The sequence below is a fragment of the Streptomyces sp. NPDC026062 genome, assembly GCF_055568375.1.
Map to the genome: position 1 here is coordinate 24,398 of NZ_JBVHOQ010000019.1, position 16,855 is coordinate 41,252.

At 72.9% G+C, this 16,855-nt stretch carries 11 protein-coding genes; 10 read left to right on the top strand and 1 reads right to left on the bottom strand.

From position 1 onward, the window contains the following. Positions 1–245: 245 nt before the first annotated feature. Positions 246–3,140, top strand: coding sequence for an FAD-binding and (Fe-S)-binding domain-containing protein (locus ACZ4LX_RS18945; protein WP_467645761.1), 2,895 nt, complete (start codon positions 246–248; stop codon positions 3,138–3,140). A 108-nt stretch (positions 3,141–3,248) separates the two neighbouring features. On the opposite strand, the gene ACZ4LX_RS18950 is transcribed toward ACZ4LX_RS18945, so the two are convergent. Beyond that, positions 3,249–4,175, bottom strand: coding sequence for a LysR family transcriptional regulator (locus ACZ4LX_RS18950; protein ID WP_467645764.1), 927 nt, complete (start codon positions 4,173–4,175; stop codon positions 3,249–3,251). 206 nt (positions 4,176–4,381) lie between these two features. Between ACZ4LX_RS18950 and ACZ4LX_RS18955 the strand changes: the two genes are divergently transcribed. The 9 genes from ACZ4LX_RS18955 to ACZ4LX_RS18995 all read left to right on the top strand — a co-directional run bounded on the left by ACZ4LX_RS18955 (position 4,382) and on the right by ACZ4LX_RS18995 (position 16,798). Then, positions 4,382–5,326, top strand: coding sequence for an EamA family transporter (locus tag ACZ4LX_RS18955; RefSeq protein WP_467645771.1), 945 nt, complete (start codon positions 4,382–4,384; stop codon positions 5,324–5,326). A 219-nt stretch (positions 5,327–5,545) separates the two neighbouring features. Continuing rightward, entirely contained in the window at positions 5,546–6,727 is a 1,182-nt protein-coding gene (locus ACZ4LX_RS18960) for a DUF3103 family protein (RefSeq protein ID WP_467645776.1), read from the top strand. Between the two features lie 308 nt (positions 6,728–7,035). Further along, positions 7,036–7,554, top strand: coding sequence for a mycothiol transferase (locus tag ACZ4LX_RS18965; RefSeq protein WP_467645782.1), 519 nt, complete (start codon positions 7,036–7,038; stop codon positions 7,552–7,554). 165 nt (positions 7,555–7,719) lie between these two features. Continuing rightward, a complete protein-coding gene (locus ACZ4LX_RS18970; RefSeq protein WP_467645788.1) occupies positions 7,720–8,514 on the top strand; it encodes a TIGR03084 family metal-binding protein in 795 nt (264 codons plus the stop codon). Then, positions 8,511–10,217 (top strand): acyclic terpene utilization AtuA family protein, encoded by a 1,707-nt coding sequence (locus tag ACZ4LX_RS18975; RefSeq protein WP_467645795.1) that lies wholly within the window; start codon positions 8,511–8,513, stop codon positions 10,215–10,217. Before ACZ4LX_RS18970 ends, ACZ4LX_RS18975 begins: the two co-directional genes overlap by 4 nt. After that, positions 10,214–11,821, top strand: a complete 1,608-nt coding sequence (locus tag ACZ4LX_RS18980; protein ID WP_467645799.1) for an acyl-CoA carboxylase subunit beta — start codon at positions 10,214–10,216, stop codon at positions 11,819–11,821. The genes ACZ4LX_RS18975 and ACZ4LX_RS18980 overlap by 4 nt, the downstream gene beginning before the upstream one ends. 7 nt (positions 11,822–11,828) lie before the next feature. Next, entirely contained in the window at positions 11,829–13,838 is a 2,010-nt protein-coding gene (locus ACZ4LX_RS18985) for an acetyl/propionyl/methylcrotonyl-CoA carboxylase subunit alpha (RefSeq protein WP_467645803.1), read from the top strand. Further along, the gene (locus ACZ4LX_RS18990; RefSeq protein WP_467645808.1) at positions 13,835–14,995 is read left to right on the top strand and encodes an acyl-CoA dehydrogenase family protein; all 1,161 of its coding nucleotides are present in this window, start codon (positions 13,835–13,837) and stop codon (positions 14,993–14,995) included. The genes ACZ4LX_RS18985 and ACZ4LX_RS18990 overlap by 4 nt, the downstream gene beginning before the upstream one ends. Positions 14,996–15,223: 228 nt before the next feature. After that, entirely contained in the window at positions 15,224–16,798 is a 1,575-nt protein-coding gene (locus tag ACZ4LX_RS18995; protein ID WP_467645812.1) for a 4-coumarate--CoA ligase family protein, read from the top strand. The last annotated feature ends 57 nt before the right edge of the window (positions 16,799–16,855 follow it).

Below are 16,855 nucleotides of genomic sequence, written 5' to 3' on the forward strand. Positions count from 1 at the left end.
GCGACAACTGGAGCAGATGATTCCCGGACAAGTCTGAGTCACTATATGAGAATTGACGATCTGTTTGGGAAGAACTTGTGGTGTTCTCTGTTCCGTTTGTGTTCGCGTGCCCGGCATATTCCGACGTATTGACGTAATCGGCTTGACGCGGCCCGCAGAAACGAGCGCCTGCGGACGAGCGGTTGAGCGGAGCCGCCGGGCGGGGCGGCCTGCCGGGGCGGCCGGAGCGGCGGCATCCTGGCCGGATGGCATCAGGCAACGTTCACCCGGGCGGCACCCCCACCGCCCCCGCCGCGCTCACCGCCCCCGCCGCGCTCACCGCCCCCGCCGCGCGGGCCGCGCTCGCCCGCGAACTGCGCGCGTCCGTACGGGGCGAGGTCGCGTTCGACACCACCTCACGGGCCCTGACGACGATGGACGCCTCCAACTACCGGCGGGTGCCCCTGGGCGTCGTCGCCCCGCGCGACGCCGACGACATCGCCGCCGCGCTCGCCGTCTGCCGCCTGCACGGGGTGCCCGTCGTGCCGCGCGGCGGCGGCACCTCCATCGCCGGGCAGGCCACCGGCACCGGAATCGTCCTCGACCTCACCCGCCACCTCCGGTCGGTCGTCGAACTCGACCCCGGCTCCCGAACCGCCGTCGTCCAGCCGGGCGTCGTCCTGGACGACCTGCGGGCCGCCGCCGCCCCGCACGGGCTCACCTTCGGCCCGGACCCCTCCACGCACAGCCGCTGCACCATCGGCGGCATGATCGGCAACAACTCCTGCGGCTCCCACTCCGTCGCCTGGGGCACCACCGCCGACAACGTCCACGGCCTCACCGTCGCCCGCTACGGCGGCGACACCCTCCGCCTGGAACGGGGCGCCGAAGGGCCCGCCGGGCTCCGCGAACTGGTCGCCGCCCACCTCGCCCTCCTGCGCACCGGATACCCCGAACTCCCGCGCCGCATCTCCGGATACGCCCTCGACGCCCTGCTGCCCGAGCGCGGACCCGACCCGGCCCGCGCGTTCTGCGGCAGCGAGGGCACGCTCGGCGTGGTGACGGAGGCGACGCTGCGCCTGGTCGAGGCCCCGGCCGCCCGCGCGCTCGCCGTCCTCGGCCACGCCGACGAGTCGGCCGCCGCCGAGGCAGCCCCCGGCCTTCTCCCGTACCACCCGCTGACCGTCGAGGGCATGGCCGCCGACCTCGTACGCGAACCGGCCGGACTGCCGCGCGGCGCCGCCTGGCTCTTCGTCGAGACGGGCGGCGCCACCCCGGCCGAGGCCCGGTCCCGGGCCGAGCGGATCGTGCGGGCGGCGGGCGGGGACGCCGTGGACGCCGCCGTCGTCACCGACCCGGCCGGACAGCGGGCCCTGTGGCGGATCCGGGAGGACGCGGCGGGGACCGCCACCCGGATGCCGGACGGAAGCGAGGCCTGGCCCGGCTGGGAGGACTGCGCGGTGCCGCCCGCCCGGCTCGGCCCCTACCTCCGCGACTTCCGCGCCCTGCTCGCCGAACACGGCCTGCGCGGCACCCCGTACGGCCACTTCGGCGACGGCTGCATCCATGTCCGTATCGACTTCGACCTGCTGACCGCCGACGGCGTGGCCCGGTTCCGCCGCTTCTCCGGCGACCTGGCCTCGCTCGTCGTCGCCCACGGCGGCTCGCTGTCCGGCGAACACGGTGACGGCCAGGCGCGCGCCGAGCTGCTGCCCCGCATGTACGGGGACGAACTCGTCTCCCTCTTCACCCGGTTCAAGGACCTGTGGGACCCCGACGGCGGCATGAACCCGGGCATCCTCGCCAGGCCCGCCCGCCTGGACGAGAACCTCCGCTTCGACGTCCTGCCGAGGAAGCCGGTCGACGTCGCCTTCGGATACCCGCACGACGGCGGCGACTTCACCGCGGCCGTCCGCCGGTGCGTCGGGGTCGCCAAGTGCCGTACGGAGCGGAGCTCCGGCCCGTCCGTGATGTGCCCCTCGTTCCGTGCGACCGGGGAGGAGGCCCACTCGACGCGCGGCCGGGCCCGGCTGCTCCACGAGATGCTGGCCGGCACCCCGGGCGGAGTGATCACGGACGGCTGGCGCTCGACGGAGGTACGGGACGCGCTCGACCTGTGCCTGTCCTGCAAGGGCTGCCGCACCGACTGCCCGGCGGGCGTCGACATGGCCACGTACAAGGCGGAGTTCCTGCACCACCACTACCGCCGACGGCCGCGCCCCGCCGCGCACTACACGATGGGACGGCTGCCGGAGTGGCTGCGCCTGGCAGCACCCTTCGCGGGCCCGCTCAACGCGCTGGCCCGGGTCCGGCCGCTCGCCGCCCTGGCCAGGCGTCTCGCGGGCATCGCGCCGGAACGCGGCATCCCGGTCCTGGCACGGGAGACGTTCACCCGCTGGCTCGGACGGCGCCCGGGTGCGGGGGAGCCTGTTCCCGCCGACGAGCCGACGGCCGTCCTGTGGCCCGACACGTTCACCGAACACCTCTCGCCCGAGGTGGGCCGGGCCGCGGTGAAGGTCCTGGAGGACGCCGGCCGACGGGTGGTACCGGCCGGACGCGGGGTGTGCTGCGGCCTCACCTACGTCTCCACGGGCCAGCTGGACCAGGCCCGTTCGGTGATGCGCCGCACTCTGGACCGCCTCGGTGCCCGGCTGGGCGAACCCGTCGTCGTCCTTGAACCCAGCTGTGCGGCCACCCTCCGCACGGATCTGCCCGAACTCCTCCCCGACGACCCGCGCGCGGCCCGCCTGGCCGCCTCCGTCCACACCTTGGCCCAGTATCTGGAGGCGCACGCCCCCGACTGGGAACCCCCGCGCCTGGACCGCCGGGTCACCGGCCAGACCCACTGCCACCAGCACGCGGTCCTGGGCGACATGGCGGACCGTCGGCTGCGTGAACGTGCCGGATTGAAGGGAGAGTTGGCGGGCGGCTGCTGCGGTCTGGCCGGAAACTTCGGCTTCGAGCGCGGCCACTGGGAGGTGTCGGTGGCCTGTGCGGAGGACCAGCTGCTTCCGGCGGTACGGGGGGCGGCGCCCGGCGCGGAGATCCTGGCGGACGGGTTCTCGTGCCGGACGCAGCTGGACCAGGTGGGCGGGGTGCGGGCGCGGCACCTGGCCGAGGTGCTGGCCGAGCGGCTGGAGCGGGGGCCACAGGAGTTGTAGGCGCCGCCACAGGAGCTGTAGGAGCCGCGGGGTCCGCAGGGGCCGTCTGCCCGCTCACCTTCGTCCCCTCCCGCACCTTCGTTGGCCGCTCGCCTGCGCCGTCCCGGTTCAGTCCCCGGCGTCCCGCGCCACGATCTCGCGGGCCAGCGCGACCAGGTCGGCGAGGGCGGGATGGCCGGGGGCGTCACGGCGGGCGAGCAGCACCGGAAGGGCCGGGGCGTCCACGAGCGGGCGGAAGGCGACCCCGGCGTGCGGGTGCATGCCGGCCGTGGAGGCGGCCGAGACCCCGGTGCCCCGGCCGGCCGCGATGGCGGTCAGCCAGTCGTCGGTGTTGGCCACGGTCAGGGTCGCGGCGGGCCGGGCGGACGGCGGCCACAGGGCGGGGGTGGTGGTGCCGGAGACGGTGTTCAGGACGACGGTGCCGGTCGCCAGGTCGGCGAGCCGGAGCGTGTCCCGGCCGGCGAGCGGGCCGTCGGCCGCCACCGCGGCCACCCGTTCCTCCTCGTACAGCACCTCGGTGATGAGGCCGGGCGCCTCGACGGGGCCGCGCAGCAGGGCGGCGTCGACCTCGCCCCGGGTCAGCCCGGCGGTGCGGTCGTCGATCCGGCGCAGCTCCAGCGGGGTCCGCGGATAGCGCTGCTGCCACTCGCGGAGCAGCGGGGTGGTGTGGCGGCCGAACGCGGACCAGGCGTGCCCGAGCCGCAGCGGCCGTCCGCGCAGTCCGCCGGGATCCACGGCCGCGTCGAACGCGGCGACCGCCTCGGCGGCCCGGTCGCGGAAGGCGACGCCCTCGGCGGTGAGGGCCAGATGGTGGGTGGAGCGGTCGACGAGCCGGGTGCCGAGATGGTGTTCGAGGGCGGCCAGGGTGCGGGACACGGCGGGCTGGGTGAGGCCGAGCCGGGAGGCGGCCCTGGTGATGCCCGACTCGTCCGCGATGGCGAGGAAGGTCCGCAGATGGCGGATCTCGACGGCGCGACCGGTGCTCCGGCCTGCGCTGTTGTCCCCGGCGGTCGCCATGCTCGGTCCGGTGCTCATGCGCGGGAAGCATAACGGGAGCGCAGTAGGCATTTCACGTGCCGCGCGCGGGTCCCTACGGTGAAGAGGAGCACCCGGAAGGGTGGGTGCAATATTGTCGATTCGACAGTTCATTGTGTTGTACTGTCGAGCGATTGAGCCCCCGCGACTCGCATGCATCGAACCCACACGACTCGCATGAGTGGAACCGGAAGGACAGGTCACAGGTGAACGACCAGGGCACGGCCGCGGAACCGGCAGCGGCAGTCGCCGTCCCCGAGGCGGTGACCGCGCTCGGTGACCGGCCCCGCGCCGGAGGGCGCCGGGCGGCGCTCGCACCGGTCGCGCTGGTGGTCGCGGGCGGGCTCTCCGTCCAGTTCGGCTCGGCGGTCGCCGTGCTGCTGATGCCGAAGGCCGGCGCGCTCGGCGTCGTCACGCTGCGGCTCGCCGCCGCCGCGCTCGTCCTCCTCGTCGTCTGCCGCCCGAAGCTGCGCGGCCACTCGCGCGCCGACTGGGGCACGGTGGTGGCCTTCGGCGTCGCCATGGGCGGGATGAACACGCTCTTCTACCAGGCCGCCGACCGCATCCCGCTGGGTGCCGCCGTGACCCTGGAAGTGCTGGGTCCGCTCGCCCTCTCCGTGTTCGCCTCGCGCCGCCTGGTCAACACGGTCTGGGCCGCACTCGCGCTGGGCGGTGTGCTGTTGCTGAGCGGCGGGGGCTTCGACCGGCTCGATCCGGCGGGTGCGGCGTACGCGCTGGGGGCCGGTGCCATGTGGGCGGCGTACATCATCTTCAGCGCCCGCACCGGCCGCCGCTTCCCGCAGGCGGACGGGCTGGCCCTGGCGATGGTCGTGGCGGCCGTCCTCTCGCTGCCGCTCGGCATCATCGAATCGGGCTCCAGGCTCCTGGTCCCGTCCACGATCGGGCTGGGCGCCGCCGTCGCGCTGCTGAGCTCGGTCCTCCCGTACACCCTCGAACTCATCGCCCTGCGGCGGCTGCCCGCGCCCACCTTCGCGATCCTGATGAGCCTGGAACCCGCGATCGCCGCCACGGCCGGCTTCCTCATCCTCGACCAGGCCCTCTCCACGACGGACGCCCTGGCCATCGCGCTGGTCATCGGGGCGAGCATGGGGGCGGTACGCAGTCAGGTGCGGGGCGCCGGGAAGCGGTGACGCCGTCCGGCGGGCGGGCCGGGAAGCGGTGACGCCGCTTCGGTGACGGGCCGGGCGCGAGCGAACGAACGGGGGCGTGCCGGCAGGGCAGTTGCCGCGAAAAGATCTTCTGCCGAGTGTTTGGGGATGCGTTGTCGTGTACATCCATTCAGATGGGTCTACCCGCATAGACAACGCCGTTCACCCCTGTAGTACTTCACTCATCAGCAGGAGATCGCCTTGGGTGCAACAACGCCGCTGCGCACCGCCCTCATCGGGGCCGTGCTGTCCGCGACTGCCCTGATACCCCTCCAGAGCAGCGCCTTCGCAGCGCAGAACGACGCCTCCCGCCCGGCCGTTCCCCCGGCCGCGTCGGTCGCCGGCATCGAGGACGCGACCGCGCGCGCTCTCGCCGGCTCCCTCACCGACTTCGGATGGCAGAGACAGGTCCGCGGCGCGGTGCTCTCCGCGGACTCGGTCGACCTGCCCGCACTGGCCGGCGCGTCGGCCACCTCCAGCGGCAGGCGCCTCGCGCCGGAGGTCGCCGCGGCCGACCGGGGCGTGGCCGCCGCCAAGGGGCTGGGCGGTGACATCGGTTCGCTGCTGCGGCTGAGCCTGGCGGACCCGTCCATGGAGGCCGCGCTCACCGGGGGCGCCGCGCCTTGGGTGGCCGCGGCCCCGTCCGACGACGCCGCGACGTTCACCGCGTACGACAGCCGGGGCACCGCCCATGAGCTTCCGGTCGACACGATCCCCGGCCGGCCCCTCTATCTGGTCGACATCGACGGTGCCAAGGCCGTCGCGGAGGGCCTGAAGGTCGTCGACGAGGCGCTGGCCGCGCGGGGGCTCGACGTCCCCGCCCCCGCCGCCGGGCTGAGCGCCGCCGGATCCGCCACCGGGGCACCGGCCGCCGCGACCGCCGCGGCGGCGACGGGCATCGACACCACGCTGATCAACTCGGTGCGGATCTCCGACGTGAAGGAGCCGGGGATCAAGGGTGACGCCGAGATCTTCACCCTGGTGACCGGCTTCGGCCAGGACGGAAAGCCGCGCGTCGACACCGTCGAGATGCCGTACCTGAACAAGGCGGCCACCACGTACTACCCGAACCAGGTCCTCGTGAACTGGTCGAACTACAAGTACGACATGGCCGACGCGGTCATGATGGAGGACGACGGCGACACCAACTACCAGTCGCTCGCCAAGGCCATCGTGACCGTGCTGCTGACGATCACCGACCAGGGCGTGTACATCCCGCTCGCCGACGCGGTCCTGGACGCCGTCCCCACCTCCTGGTGGACCGACGACCCCGACTACGTCGACTCCTGGTACACCCTGGCCAAGGCCACCAAGGGCACCCGCAACGGCGCGGCGGCCAACGGGTGGATGAACGTCTCGCCGTACCACGTGGCGGCGCTCTGACAACCCTCCCCGTGCCGTCGTCCTGACCTGACCGGCACCCACCGAGCCCACCCCCCACCCTGCCCGGGGCCGGCCCTTCCGGGTCCCGGCCCCGGGCACGGCCGTTCCCGAACGCTGTCCGCGGCGCCATCCGGCCGCGAGCGCAGAGGCGCACTCGGGGTGCCCGTGCCCCGCCGGCCGCGATCCCGGCCGCACATGCGGGGCGCCGACGCCCCGAACGTCCGAACCCGTGCGCAATGCGCGTGATGTGCCGTTCTCCCCGGGCGCCCGAACCTACGCTGGTGGCGACATCAGACCTGGAGGGAAACATGTCCGAACGCGACGATCTGCTGGCGCTCGCGGCCGACCAGCGCACGAATTTCCTCTACACCGTCGCGCGGCTCGACGATACGCGGGCCCGTGCCCGCACGACCGTCAGCGAGCTGACGCTCGGCGGCCTGCTGAAGCACCTCGGGCTCGTGCAGCGCAGCTGGCTGGACGTGGTCGACGGCACCGCCCCGGCCGAGGTGGACTGGGCGGATCTCGACCCCGACGGCAACCGCATGACCGCCAACGAGACGCTGCCCGAACTGCTGGAGGCCTTTCACACCGCGGCCGACGCGTACGACCGTACGGTGCGTGAGGAGGCCGACCTCGACCGTGAGGTCACCCTGCCGGCGTACCCGTGGTCACCGCCGGAACCCGTCGTCTGGACGGTCCGCCACGTCCTGTGGCACATCTTCCGCGAGATTGCCCACCACAGCGGCCACGCCGACATCATCCGCGAGGAGCTGGACGGCTCCAGCACCACGGCGAAGATGGCCGAGGCGGCGTCGAAGGGGCGGTAGCCCGGTAGCCGAAGGGTCGGTAGCCCAAGACGCGGGAGCCGCCCCGGAGCCGCATGATCGGAGGCCGGAAACGTACGTTCAGAAAATCATGCAAGCGCGCTTGCTTGTTTTCTGTCCCCCTGGCAGGCTCCGGGGCACACCGCCACGCCCCGAGGGGAGCGCACCGTGTCCGATGCCTCAGCCGTGCTCGACGATCTGCACAGTGAGAGCGCGGAACTCGACCTGATCGTCGCCGGGTTGAACGCCGGGCAATGGGCGGGGGCGACCCCCGCCGACGGCTGGACCATCGCCCATCAGGTGGCCCATCTCAGCTGGACCGACGAGGTCGCCCTGCTCTCCGTCACGGAGCCCGAGCGCTTCGGTGACGAGGTCGCCAGGGCGATGGAGGACCCCGAGGGCTTCGTGGACCGGGCGGCCGGCGAGGTCGTCGCGGCGTTTGCCCCGGACGCGCTGCTCGTCCGCTGGCGCACCGGCCGCGAGCGGCTCCAGGAGGCGTTGCGCGCGGCGCCCGCGGGGACCCGGTTCCCCTGGTACGGGCCGCCGATGAGCGTGGCCTCCATGGCGACCGGGCGGCTCATGGAGACGTGGGCCCACGGCCAGGACGTCGCCGACGCCCTCGGGGTCACCCGCACCCCCACCGCCCGGCTCCGGCACGTCGCGCGGATCGGGGTCCGGGCCCGCGACTACGCCTTCCTCGTACGGGGGATCCAGGCGCCCGAAGAGGAGTTCCGCGTCGAACTGGAAAGCCCGGACGGTGAGTTGATCGCCTACGGCCCCGAGGGCGCCGCTCAGCGCGTCACCGGCCCGCTGCACGACTTCTGCCTGCTCGTCACCCAGCGTGCCCACCGCGACGACCTCGCCGTCCGGGCCGAGGGCGCCGACGCCGGCACCTGGCTGGACATCGCGCAGTCCTTCGCCGGACCCGCGGGGGCGGGACGCGCCCCGAAGGCGGGCCGATGACCGCGCCCCTGCGGATCGGCAACGCCTCCGGCTTCTACGGCGACCGCTTCGACGCCATGCGCGAGATGCTCACCGGCGGCCCCCTCGACGTCCTCACCGGCGACTACCTCGCCGAGCTGACCATGCTCATCCTCGGCCGCAGCCGGCTCAAGGACCCGGCGCGCGGCTACGCCACCACCTTCCTGCGCCAGCTGGAGGAGGGGCTAGGGCTCGCCCACGAGCGCGGGGTGAAGATCGTCACCAATGCGGGCGGCCTCAATCCGGCCGGACTGGCGGACGCCGTAAGGGAGTTGGCCGCGAAGACCGGAGTGCCGGTGCGCGTCGCCCATGTCGAGGGTGACGGCCTCCCGGTGCCCGACGGCTTCCTCACGGCCAACGCCTACCTCGGCGGCGCGGGCATCGCCGCCTGTCTGCGGGCCGGTGCCGATGTCGTCGTCACGGGCCGGGTCACCGACGCCGCCCTCGTCACCGGGCCCGCCGCCGCCCACTTCGGCTGGGGGCCCGAGGACCACGACGCGCTCGCCGGAGCCGTCGTCGCCGGGCATGTGCTGGAGTGCGGCACCCAGGCCACCGGCGGGAACTACTCGTTCTTCCGGGGTCACGACATCCGCCGCCCCGGCTTCCCCGTCGCCGAGATCCACGCCGACGGGACGAGCGTCATCACCAAGCACGACGGTACGGGCGGCGTCGTCGACATCGGTACGGTCACCGCCCAGCTGCTGTACGAGACCGGCGGCGCCCGATACGCGGGCCCCGATGTCACCGCCCGGCTCGACACCGTACGACTGGCGCAGGACGGACCCGACCGGGTCCGTCTCTCCGGGGTGCGCGGCGAGGCCCCGCCGCCCACGCTCAAGGCCGGACTCACCCGGCTCGGCGGCTGGCGGAACGAGGTCGTCCTCGTGCTCACCGGTCTCGACATCGAGGAAAAGGCGCAGCTCGTCCGCGACCAGATCGCCGACGCCTTCGACCGCGCCGGACGGCAGCCGGACGAGGTGCGGTGGGAGCTCGTCCGTACCGACCGGGCCGATGCGGCCACGGAGGAGACCGCGAGCGCGCTGCTGCGGCTCGTCGTCCGCGACCAGGACCCCGAGGCCGTGGGACGCGCCCTGTCCGGCGCCGCGATCGAGCTGGCGCTCGGCAGCTACCCGGGTTTCCACGTCACCGCCCCGCCCGGAAAGGGCGCGCCCTACGGGGTGTTCGAGGCGCGGCACCTGCCGGCGGGGGACGTGGAACAGGTGGCCGTGCTGCCCGGCGGACAGCGTGAGGCGCAGCGGCCCGCCGTCCGCACACAGGCCCTCGCGGAGGTCGAACAGCCGCCGCTGCCAACGCCGTTGGACGCGGGGCCGACCCGGAGGGTGCCCCTCGGGCTGGTCGCGGGCGCCCGCAGCGGCGACAAGGGCGGCGACGCGAACATCGGGGTGTGGGTCCGCGACGACGAGGCCTGGCGGTGGCTGGCCCACGAGCTGACCGCCGAGCGGCTGCGGGAACTCCTCCCGGAGACCGCCGGCCTCACCGTCGTACGCCATGTCCTGCCGAACCTGCGCGCCCTGAACTTCACCGTCCACGGGCTCCTCGGTGAAGGTGTCGCCGCCCAGCACCGCTTCGATCCGCAGGCCAAGGCCGTGGGGGAGTGGCTGCGCTCGCGGCGGCTGGAGATACCCGTGGCCCTGCTGGACAGCTCACCGGAGGTGCACGCATGACCGTCCTGCCCACCGGGCTCGACACCGCGAGCCCCGAGTACGCGGAGAACCGCGCCGCCATGCTCGACAGGCTCGCCGAGCTGGACGCCGCTCACACCGGGGCGCTGGGAGGCGGCGGCGAGAAGTACGTCGAGCGGCACCGCTCGCGCGGCAAGCTCCTGGCCCGTGAGCGGATCGAGCTGCTGATCGACCGGGACACCCCGTTCCTGGAGCTGTCACCGCTCGCCGCCTGGGGCAGCGAGGCCGCCGGGTACACGGTCGGCGCCTCGCTCGTCACCGGGATCGGGGTGGTGGAAGGAGTCGAGTGCCTGATCACCGCCAACGACCCGACCGTACGCGGCGGCGCCTCCAACCCCTGGACGCTGAAGAAGGCCCTGCGCGCCAACGAGATCGCCTTCGCCAACCGGCTGCCCTGCATCAGCCTGGTGGAGTCCGGAGGGGCCGATCTGCCCTCCCAGAAGGAGATCTTCATCCCTGGCGGGGCACTGTTCCGTGACCTCACCCGGCTCTCCGCCGCCGGCATCCCGACCGTGGCCGTCGTCTTCGGCAACTCCACCGCCGGAGGCGCGTACGTCCCCGGGATGTCCGACCACACCGTCATGATCAAGGAGCGCTCCAAGGTCTTCCTCGGCGGCCCGCCCCTGGTGAAGATGGCCACCGGCGAGGAGAGCGACGACGAGTCGCTGGGCGGTGCCGAGATGCACGCCCGCACGTCCGGCCTCGCCGATCACTTCGCCCTCGACGAACAGGACGCCCTGCGCCGGGCCCGCCGTATCGTCGCCCGCCTCAACTGGCGCAAGGCGCACGCCGATCCGGGCCCGGCCGAGCCGCCGAAGTACGACGAGGACGAGCTGATCGGCATCGTCCCCGGCGACCTGAAGATCCCCTTCGACCCGCGCGAGGTCATCGCCCGGCTGGTCGACGGCTCGGACTTCGACGCGTTCAAACCGCTGTACGGGACGAGCCTGGTCACCGGCTGGGCGCGGCTGCACGGCTACCCCGTCGGCATCCTCGCCAACGCGCAGGGCGTGCTGTTCAGCGAGGAGTCGCAGAAGGCCGCCCAGTTCATCCAGCTCGCCAACCAGCGCGACATCCCGCTCCTCTTCCTGCACAACACCACCGGCTACATGGTCGGCAGGGAGTACGAGCAGGGCGGCATCATCAAGCACGGCGCGATGATGATCAACGCGGTCTCGAACTCGAAGGTCCCGCACCTGTCCGTACTGATGGGCGCCTCCTACGGCGCCGGTCACTACGGCATGTGCGGACGGGCCTACGATCCGCGTTTCCTGTTCGCCTGGCCCGGCAGCAAGTCCGCCGTCATGGGGCCGCAGCAGCTGGCCGGAGTGCTCTCCATCGTCGCCCGCGCATCGGCCGCCGCCAAGGGCCGGCCGTACGACGACGAGGCGGACGCCGGGCTGCGCGCCCTGGTCGAGCAGCAGATCGAGGCCGAGTCCCTGCCGATGTTCCTGTCCGGCCGGCTGTACGACGACGGGGTCATCGACCCGCGCGACACCAGGACCGTCCTCGGGATGTGTCTGTCCGCCATCCACACCGCACCGGTCGAGGGCGCCCGGGGCGGCTTCGGCGTCTTCCGGATGTGAGCTGAAAATGATCACTACTCTGCTGGTCGCCAACCGGGGCGAGATCGCCTGCCGGATCTTCCGCACCTGCCGCGCGCTCGGCATCGCGACCGTCGCCGTGTACTCCGACGCGGACGCCGACGCCCTGCACGTACGGGAGGCCGACACCGCCGTACGGCTGCCGGGGTCCGCACCCTCCGACACGTATCTGCGCGGCGGTCTCGTCGTCGCCGCCGCTCTCGCGGCGGGCGCCGACGCCGTCCATCCCGGGTACGGCTTCCTCTCCGAGAACGCCGGATTCGCCGCCGCGGTGCAGGACGCCGGACTCGTCTGGGTCGGCCCGCCGGTCAAGGCCATCGAGCTGATGGCGTCCAAGACCCGCGCCAAGGAGCTGATGGCCGCCGCCGGGGTTCCGCTGCTCGCCCCCGTCGACCCGGCGGCGGCCCGGACCGAGGACCTGCCGTTGCTGCTCAAGGCCGCGGCGGGCGGCGGCGGGCGCGGTATGCGGATCGTACGAGAACTGAGTGCGCTTCCCGGCGAGTTGACGGCAGCGGCTGCGGAGGCGCTGTCCGCCTTCGGGGACGGTGAGGTCTTCGCCGAACCGTACGTGGAGCGCGGCCGGCACGTCGAGGTGCAGATCATGGCCGACGAGCACGACGGTGTCTGGGCGCTCGGCACCCGCGACTGTTCGCTCCAGCGCCGCCACCAGAAGGTCATCGAGGAGGCCCCCGCGCCCGGCCTCGACGACGGACTGCGGGAGGGGCTGCACGCCGCCGCCACGGCCGCCGCGCGCGCCGTCGGCTACCGGGGCGCCGGCACCGTCGAATTCCTGGTCGCCGCCGACGGACGTCCGTACTTCCTGGAGATGAACACCCGTCTCCAGGTCGAACACCCGGTCACCGAGGCCGTGTTCGGGCTCGACCTCGTCGCCCTGCAACTGCGGATCGCGGAGGGCGAGCCCCTGCCCTCCTCCGTACCGCCGCAGCCCACCGGGCATGCCGTCGAGGCCCGGCTCTACGCCGAGGACCCGGCCCGCGACTGGCAGCCGCAGACCGGAGCACTGCTCGCGCTCGATGTGCCGGACGAGCCCGGACTGCGCCTGGACACCGGATACGCCGGTGGTGACACCATCGGCGTGCACTACGACCCGATGCTCGCCAAGGTCATCGCGCACGCCCCCACCCGCACCGAGGCCGTACGCCTGCTCGCCCGCGCCCTGGAACGCGCCCGCGTCCACGGCCCCGTCACCAACCGCGACCTCCTCGTACGCTCCCTGCGCCACCCGGACTTCGCCGCCGCCCGCCTCGACACCGGCTTCTACGACCGCCATCTGCCCGCCCTGACCGCCGCCCCCGACGAGACCGGCCAACGGCGGGCGGCCACCGCCGCCGCCCTCGCCGAAGCCACCCGGCACACCACGGCCGGCGGCGTCTCCCGCTTCGGCGCCTGGCGCAACATCCCCTCGCAGCCCCAGCTCAGGCGCTACCGCGGCGAACCGGACGGCCGCGAACACGACATCACCTACCGCAACACGCGCGAAGGCCTCTCCCTCGGACCGGGCACGGGAGCCCCTGAACCGGTCACCCGTGTCGTGGCGGCCCGCCCCGACCGCGTCACCCTCGAAACGGGCGGTGTCACCCGGCACTTCACGGTCGCCGCCCACGGCGACCGGGTGTACGTGGACACCGCCACCGGCTCGTACACGTTCACCGCGCTGCCCCGCTTCACCGATCCCGCCGCACGCACCGAACCCGGCTCCCTGCTCGCCCCGATGCCCGGCACCGTCGTGCGCGTCGCGGACGGCCTCGCGGCCGGGGCCACCGTCGAGGCCGGGCAGCCGCTGATCTGGCTGGAGGCGATGAAGATGGAGCACCGCATCCTCGCCCCCGCCTCCGGCACCCTCACCGCCCTGCACGCCGCACCCGGCCTCCAGGTCGAGGTCGGCGCACTGCTCGCCGTCGTACAGGACGCGGCCGCACACGACGCCGTCGTACAGGAAGCCGTCGCGCAAGACGCACAGGAGGAACCGACCGCATGAGCACCGTCCTCGAAACCGAAGAGCACCAGGCACTGCGCGCCGCCGTCGCCGCACTCGGGAAGCGGTACGGCAGGGAGTACTCCACCGCCTGCGCCCACAACGGCGAACACCCGAAGGAGCTGTGGTCCGAGGCCGGCAAGCTCGGCTACCTCGGCGTGAACCTGCCCGAGGAGTACGGCGGCGGAGGCGCGGGCATGGCCGAACTCTCCATCGTGCTGGAGGAACTGGGGGCCGCGGGCTCCCCGCTCCTCATGATGGTCGTCTCGCCCGCCATCTGCGGCACCGTGATAGCCCGCTTCGGCACCGACGACCAGAAGCGGCAGTGGCTCCCCGGCCTCGCCGACGGCAGCCTCACCATGGCCTTCGGCATCACCGAGCCCGACGCCGGTTCCAACTCCCACCGCATCACCACCACCGCCCGCCAGGACGGCGAGGAGTGGGTCCTCACCGGGCGCAAGGTCTTCGTCTCCGGCGTCGACATCGCCGACGCGACGCTCATCGTCGGACGCACCGAGGACGCCAGGACCGGCAAGCTGAAGCCCTGCCTGTTCATCGTGCCGCGCGAGGCCCCCGGCTTCCGGCGCTCCCACATCGAGATGGAACTCCAGGCGGCGGAGAAGCAGTTCGAACTCGTCCTCGACGACGTACGCCTGCCCGCCGACGCACTCGTCGGCGACCAGGACGCCGGACTCCTCCAGCTCTTCGCCGGGCTCAACCCCGAACGCATCATGACCGCCGCCTTCGGTATCGGCATGGGCCGCTACGCCCTGGCGCGCGCCGTCGAGTACGCGAAGACCCGCCAGGTGTGGAAGGAGCCCATCGGCGCCCACCAGGCCATCGCGCACCCGCTCGCCCAGGCCCACATCGAGCTCGAACTGGCCCGCCTGATGATGCAGAAGGCCGCCCGGCTCTACGACGACGGCGACGACACCGGCGCGGGCGAGGCCGCCAACATGGCGAAGTACGCGGCGGGAGAGGCCTGCGTCAAGGCCGTCGACCAGGCCGTGCACACCCTCGGCGGCAACGGACTCACCCGCGAGTACGGCCTCGGGTCGCTGATCACGGCGTCCCGGGTGGCACGGATCGCGCCGGTCAGCCGGGAAATGATCCTCAACTACGTCTCCCACCAGTCCCTGGGACTCCCCAAGTCGTACTGACGGATCCGAGAATCGGCGCAGATTCTGTCCGGGCCCTTCCCGTCCCCGCGCAGATTCCGTCCGGGACCCTGCGGTCCCCGCGCAGAGTCCGGCCGGGACCTTCCCGGCCCGGCGCCCAGCGGCGATGCTGACCCTCTCCACCACCGAACGGCCCCTCGGCACCCCGCCCCTCCCGCTGTTCCGGCGCGGGGTGCCGGACAGGCCGTACCCGCGTCGAAGGGAACCGCCATGGTGTTCCACAGCGAGTACGAAGACGTCCCGGCCCTCGAAGCACCGATCCATGAAACGGTCCTCGGCGGCGCCGCGGCCTTCGGTGACACCGTCGCCCTGGTCGACGGCACCAACGGCATGAGCGTCACCTACGCCCAGCTCGACACCTTCCACCGCCGCATCGCCGCCCACCTCGCCGAGGCGGGGGTACGCAAGGGCGATGTCCTCGCCCTGCACAGCCCCAACACGATCGCCTACCCGGCCGTCTTCTACGGGGCCACGCGTGCCGGAGCCTGTGTCACCACCGTGCACCCGCTGGCCACGGCCGAGGAGTTCGCCAAACAGCTGGCGGACAGCGGCGCCCGCTGGATCGTCACCCTCTCCCTCTTCCTGGACGTGGCCCGGGAGGCGGCCGAGCGCGTCGGCTCCATCCGGGAGATCTTCGTCTGCGACCAGGCCGAGGGCCACACCTCGGTGCTCGACATGCTGGGCTCCACCGCCCCGGAACCCGAGATCGCATGCGGTCCCGAGGACGTCGCCGCCCTCCCGTACTCCTCGGGGACCACCGGCGCCCCCAAGGGCGTCATGCTCACCCACCGCTCCATCGGGACCAATCTGGAGCAGCTGCGCCCCTTCATCCCCATGAAGACCGGCCACAGCATCCTGGCCGTGCTCCCCTTCTTCCACATCTACGGGCTGACCGCCCTGATGAACGCCCCACTGCGCTTCGGGGCCACCGTCGTCGTGCTGCCCCGCTTCGACCTGGACCAGTTCCTCGGAGTGATCCAGGAACACCGCATCGCCGGGCTGTACGTGGCCCCGCCGATCGTCCTGGCCCTCGCCAAGCACCCGGCGGTCGGCGACTACGACCTGTCCTCGCTGGAGTACGTCGTCAGCGCCGCCGCCCCCCTGGACGCCGAACTCGCCGCCGCCTGCTCCGCCCGCATCGGCGTACCGCCCGTCCGGCAGGCGTACGGCATGACGGAACTCTCGCCCGGCACCCATGTCGTGCCCCTCGACGCCGAGAACCCGCCGCCCGGGTCCGTGGGGAAGCTGCTGCCCAGCACCGAGATGCGGATCGTGTCCATCGAGGACCCCGGGCGGGACCTCGGCATCGACACGGACGGCGAGATCCTCATCCGCGGCCCGCAGACGATGAAGGGCTACCTCGGCCGCCCCGAGGAAACCGAGGCCATGATCGACAGCGAGGGCTGGGTCCACACCGGCGACATCGGACGTGTCGACGCGGACGGCTGGCTGTTCGTCGTCGACCGGGTGAAGGAACTCATCAAGTACAAGGGCTACCAGGTCGCCCCCGCCGAACTCGAAGCGCTCCTCCTCACCCACGTGTCGATCGCCGACGCCGCCGTCATCGGGGTGTACGACGCCGACGGCAACGAGATCCCGAAGGCGTTCCTCGTACGGCAGCCGGCCGCCCAGGACCTCACCGCGGACGACGTCCTGGCGTTCGTCGCCGGACATGTCGCCCCGTACAAGAAGATCCGCCGCGTCGAATTCGTCGACGCCGTACCGCGCGCCGCGTCCGGCAAGATTCTGCGCCGCGAACTGCGGGACAGGGAGAAGCAGTCATGACTCCTGTCCCGCCCGTCCACGTCCGGGAAAAGCAGCCATGACCCTTGCCGCGCCCGC

What these genes read in the sequence shown, in the direction of transcription:
- ACZ4LX_RS18945 (WP_467645761.1), top strand. Translation starts at nt 246, where the DNA reads ATGGCATCAGGCAACGTTCACCCGGGCGGCACCCCCACCGCCCCCGCC.
- ACZ4LX_RS18950 (WP_467645764.1), bottom strand. Translation starts at nt 4,175, where the DNA reads ATGAGCACCGGACCGAGCATGGCGACCGCCGGGGACAACAGCGCAGGC.
- ACZ4LX_RS18965 (WP_467645782.1), top strand. Translation starts at nt 7,036, where the DNA reads ATGTCCGAACGCGACGATCTGCTGGCGCTCGCGGCCGACCAGCGCACG.
- ACZ4LX_RS18975 (WP_467645795.1), top strand. Translation starts at nt 8,511, where the DNA reads ATGACCGCGCCCCTGCGGATCGGCAACGCCTCCGGCTTCTACGGCGAC.
- ACZ4LX_RS18980 (WP_467645799.1), top strand. Translation starts at nt 10,214, where the DNA reads ATGACCGTCCTGCCCACCGGGCTCGACACCGCGAGCCCCGAGTACGCG.
- ACZ4LX_RS18985 (WP_467645803.1), top strand. Translation starts at nt 11,829, where the DNA reads ATGATCACTACTCTGCTGGTCGCCAACCGGGGCGAGATCGCCTGCCGG.
- ACZ4LX_RS18990 (WP_467645808.1), top strand. Translation starts at nt 13,835, where the DNA reads ATGAGCACCGTCCTCGAAACCGAAGAGCACCAGGCACTGCGCGCCGCC.
- ACZ4LX_RS18995 (WP_467645812.1), top strand. Translation starts at nt 15,224, where the DNA reads ATGGTGTTCCACAGCGAGTACGAAGACGTCCCGGCCCTCGAAGCACCG.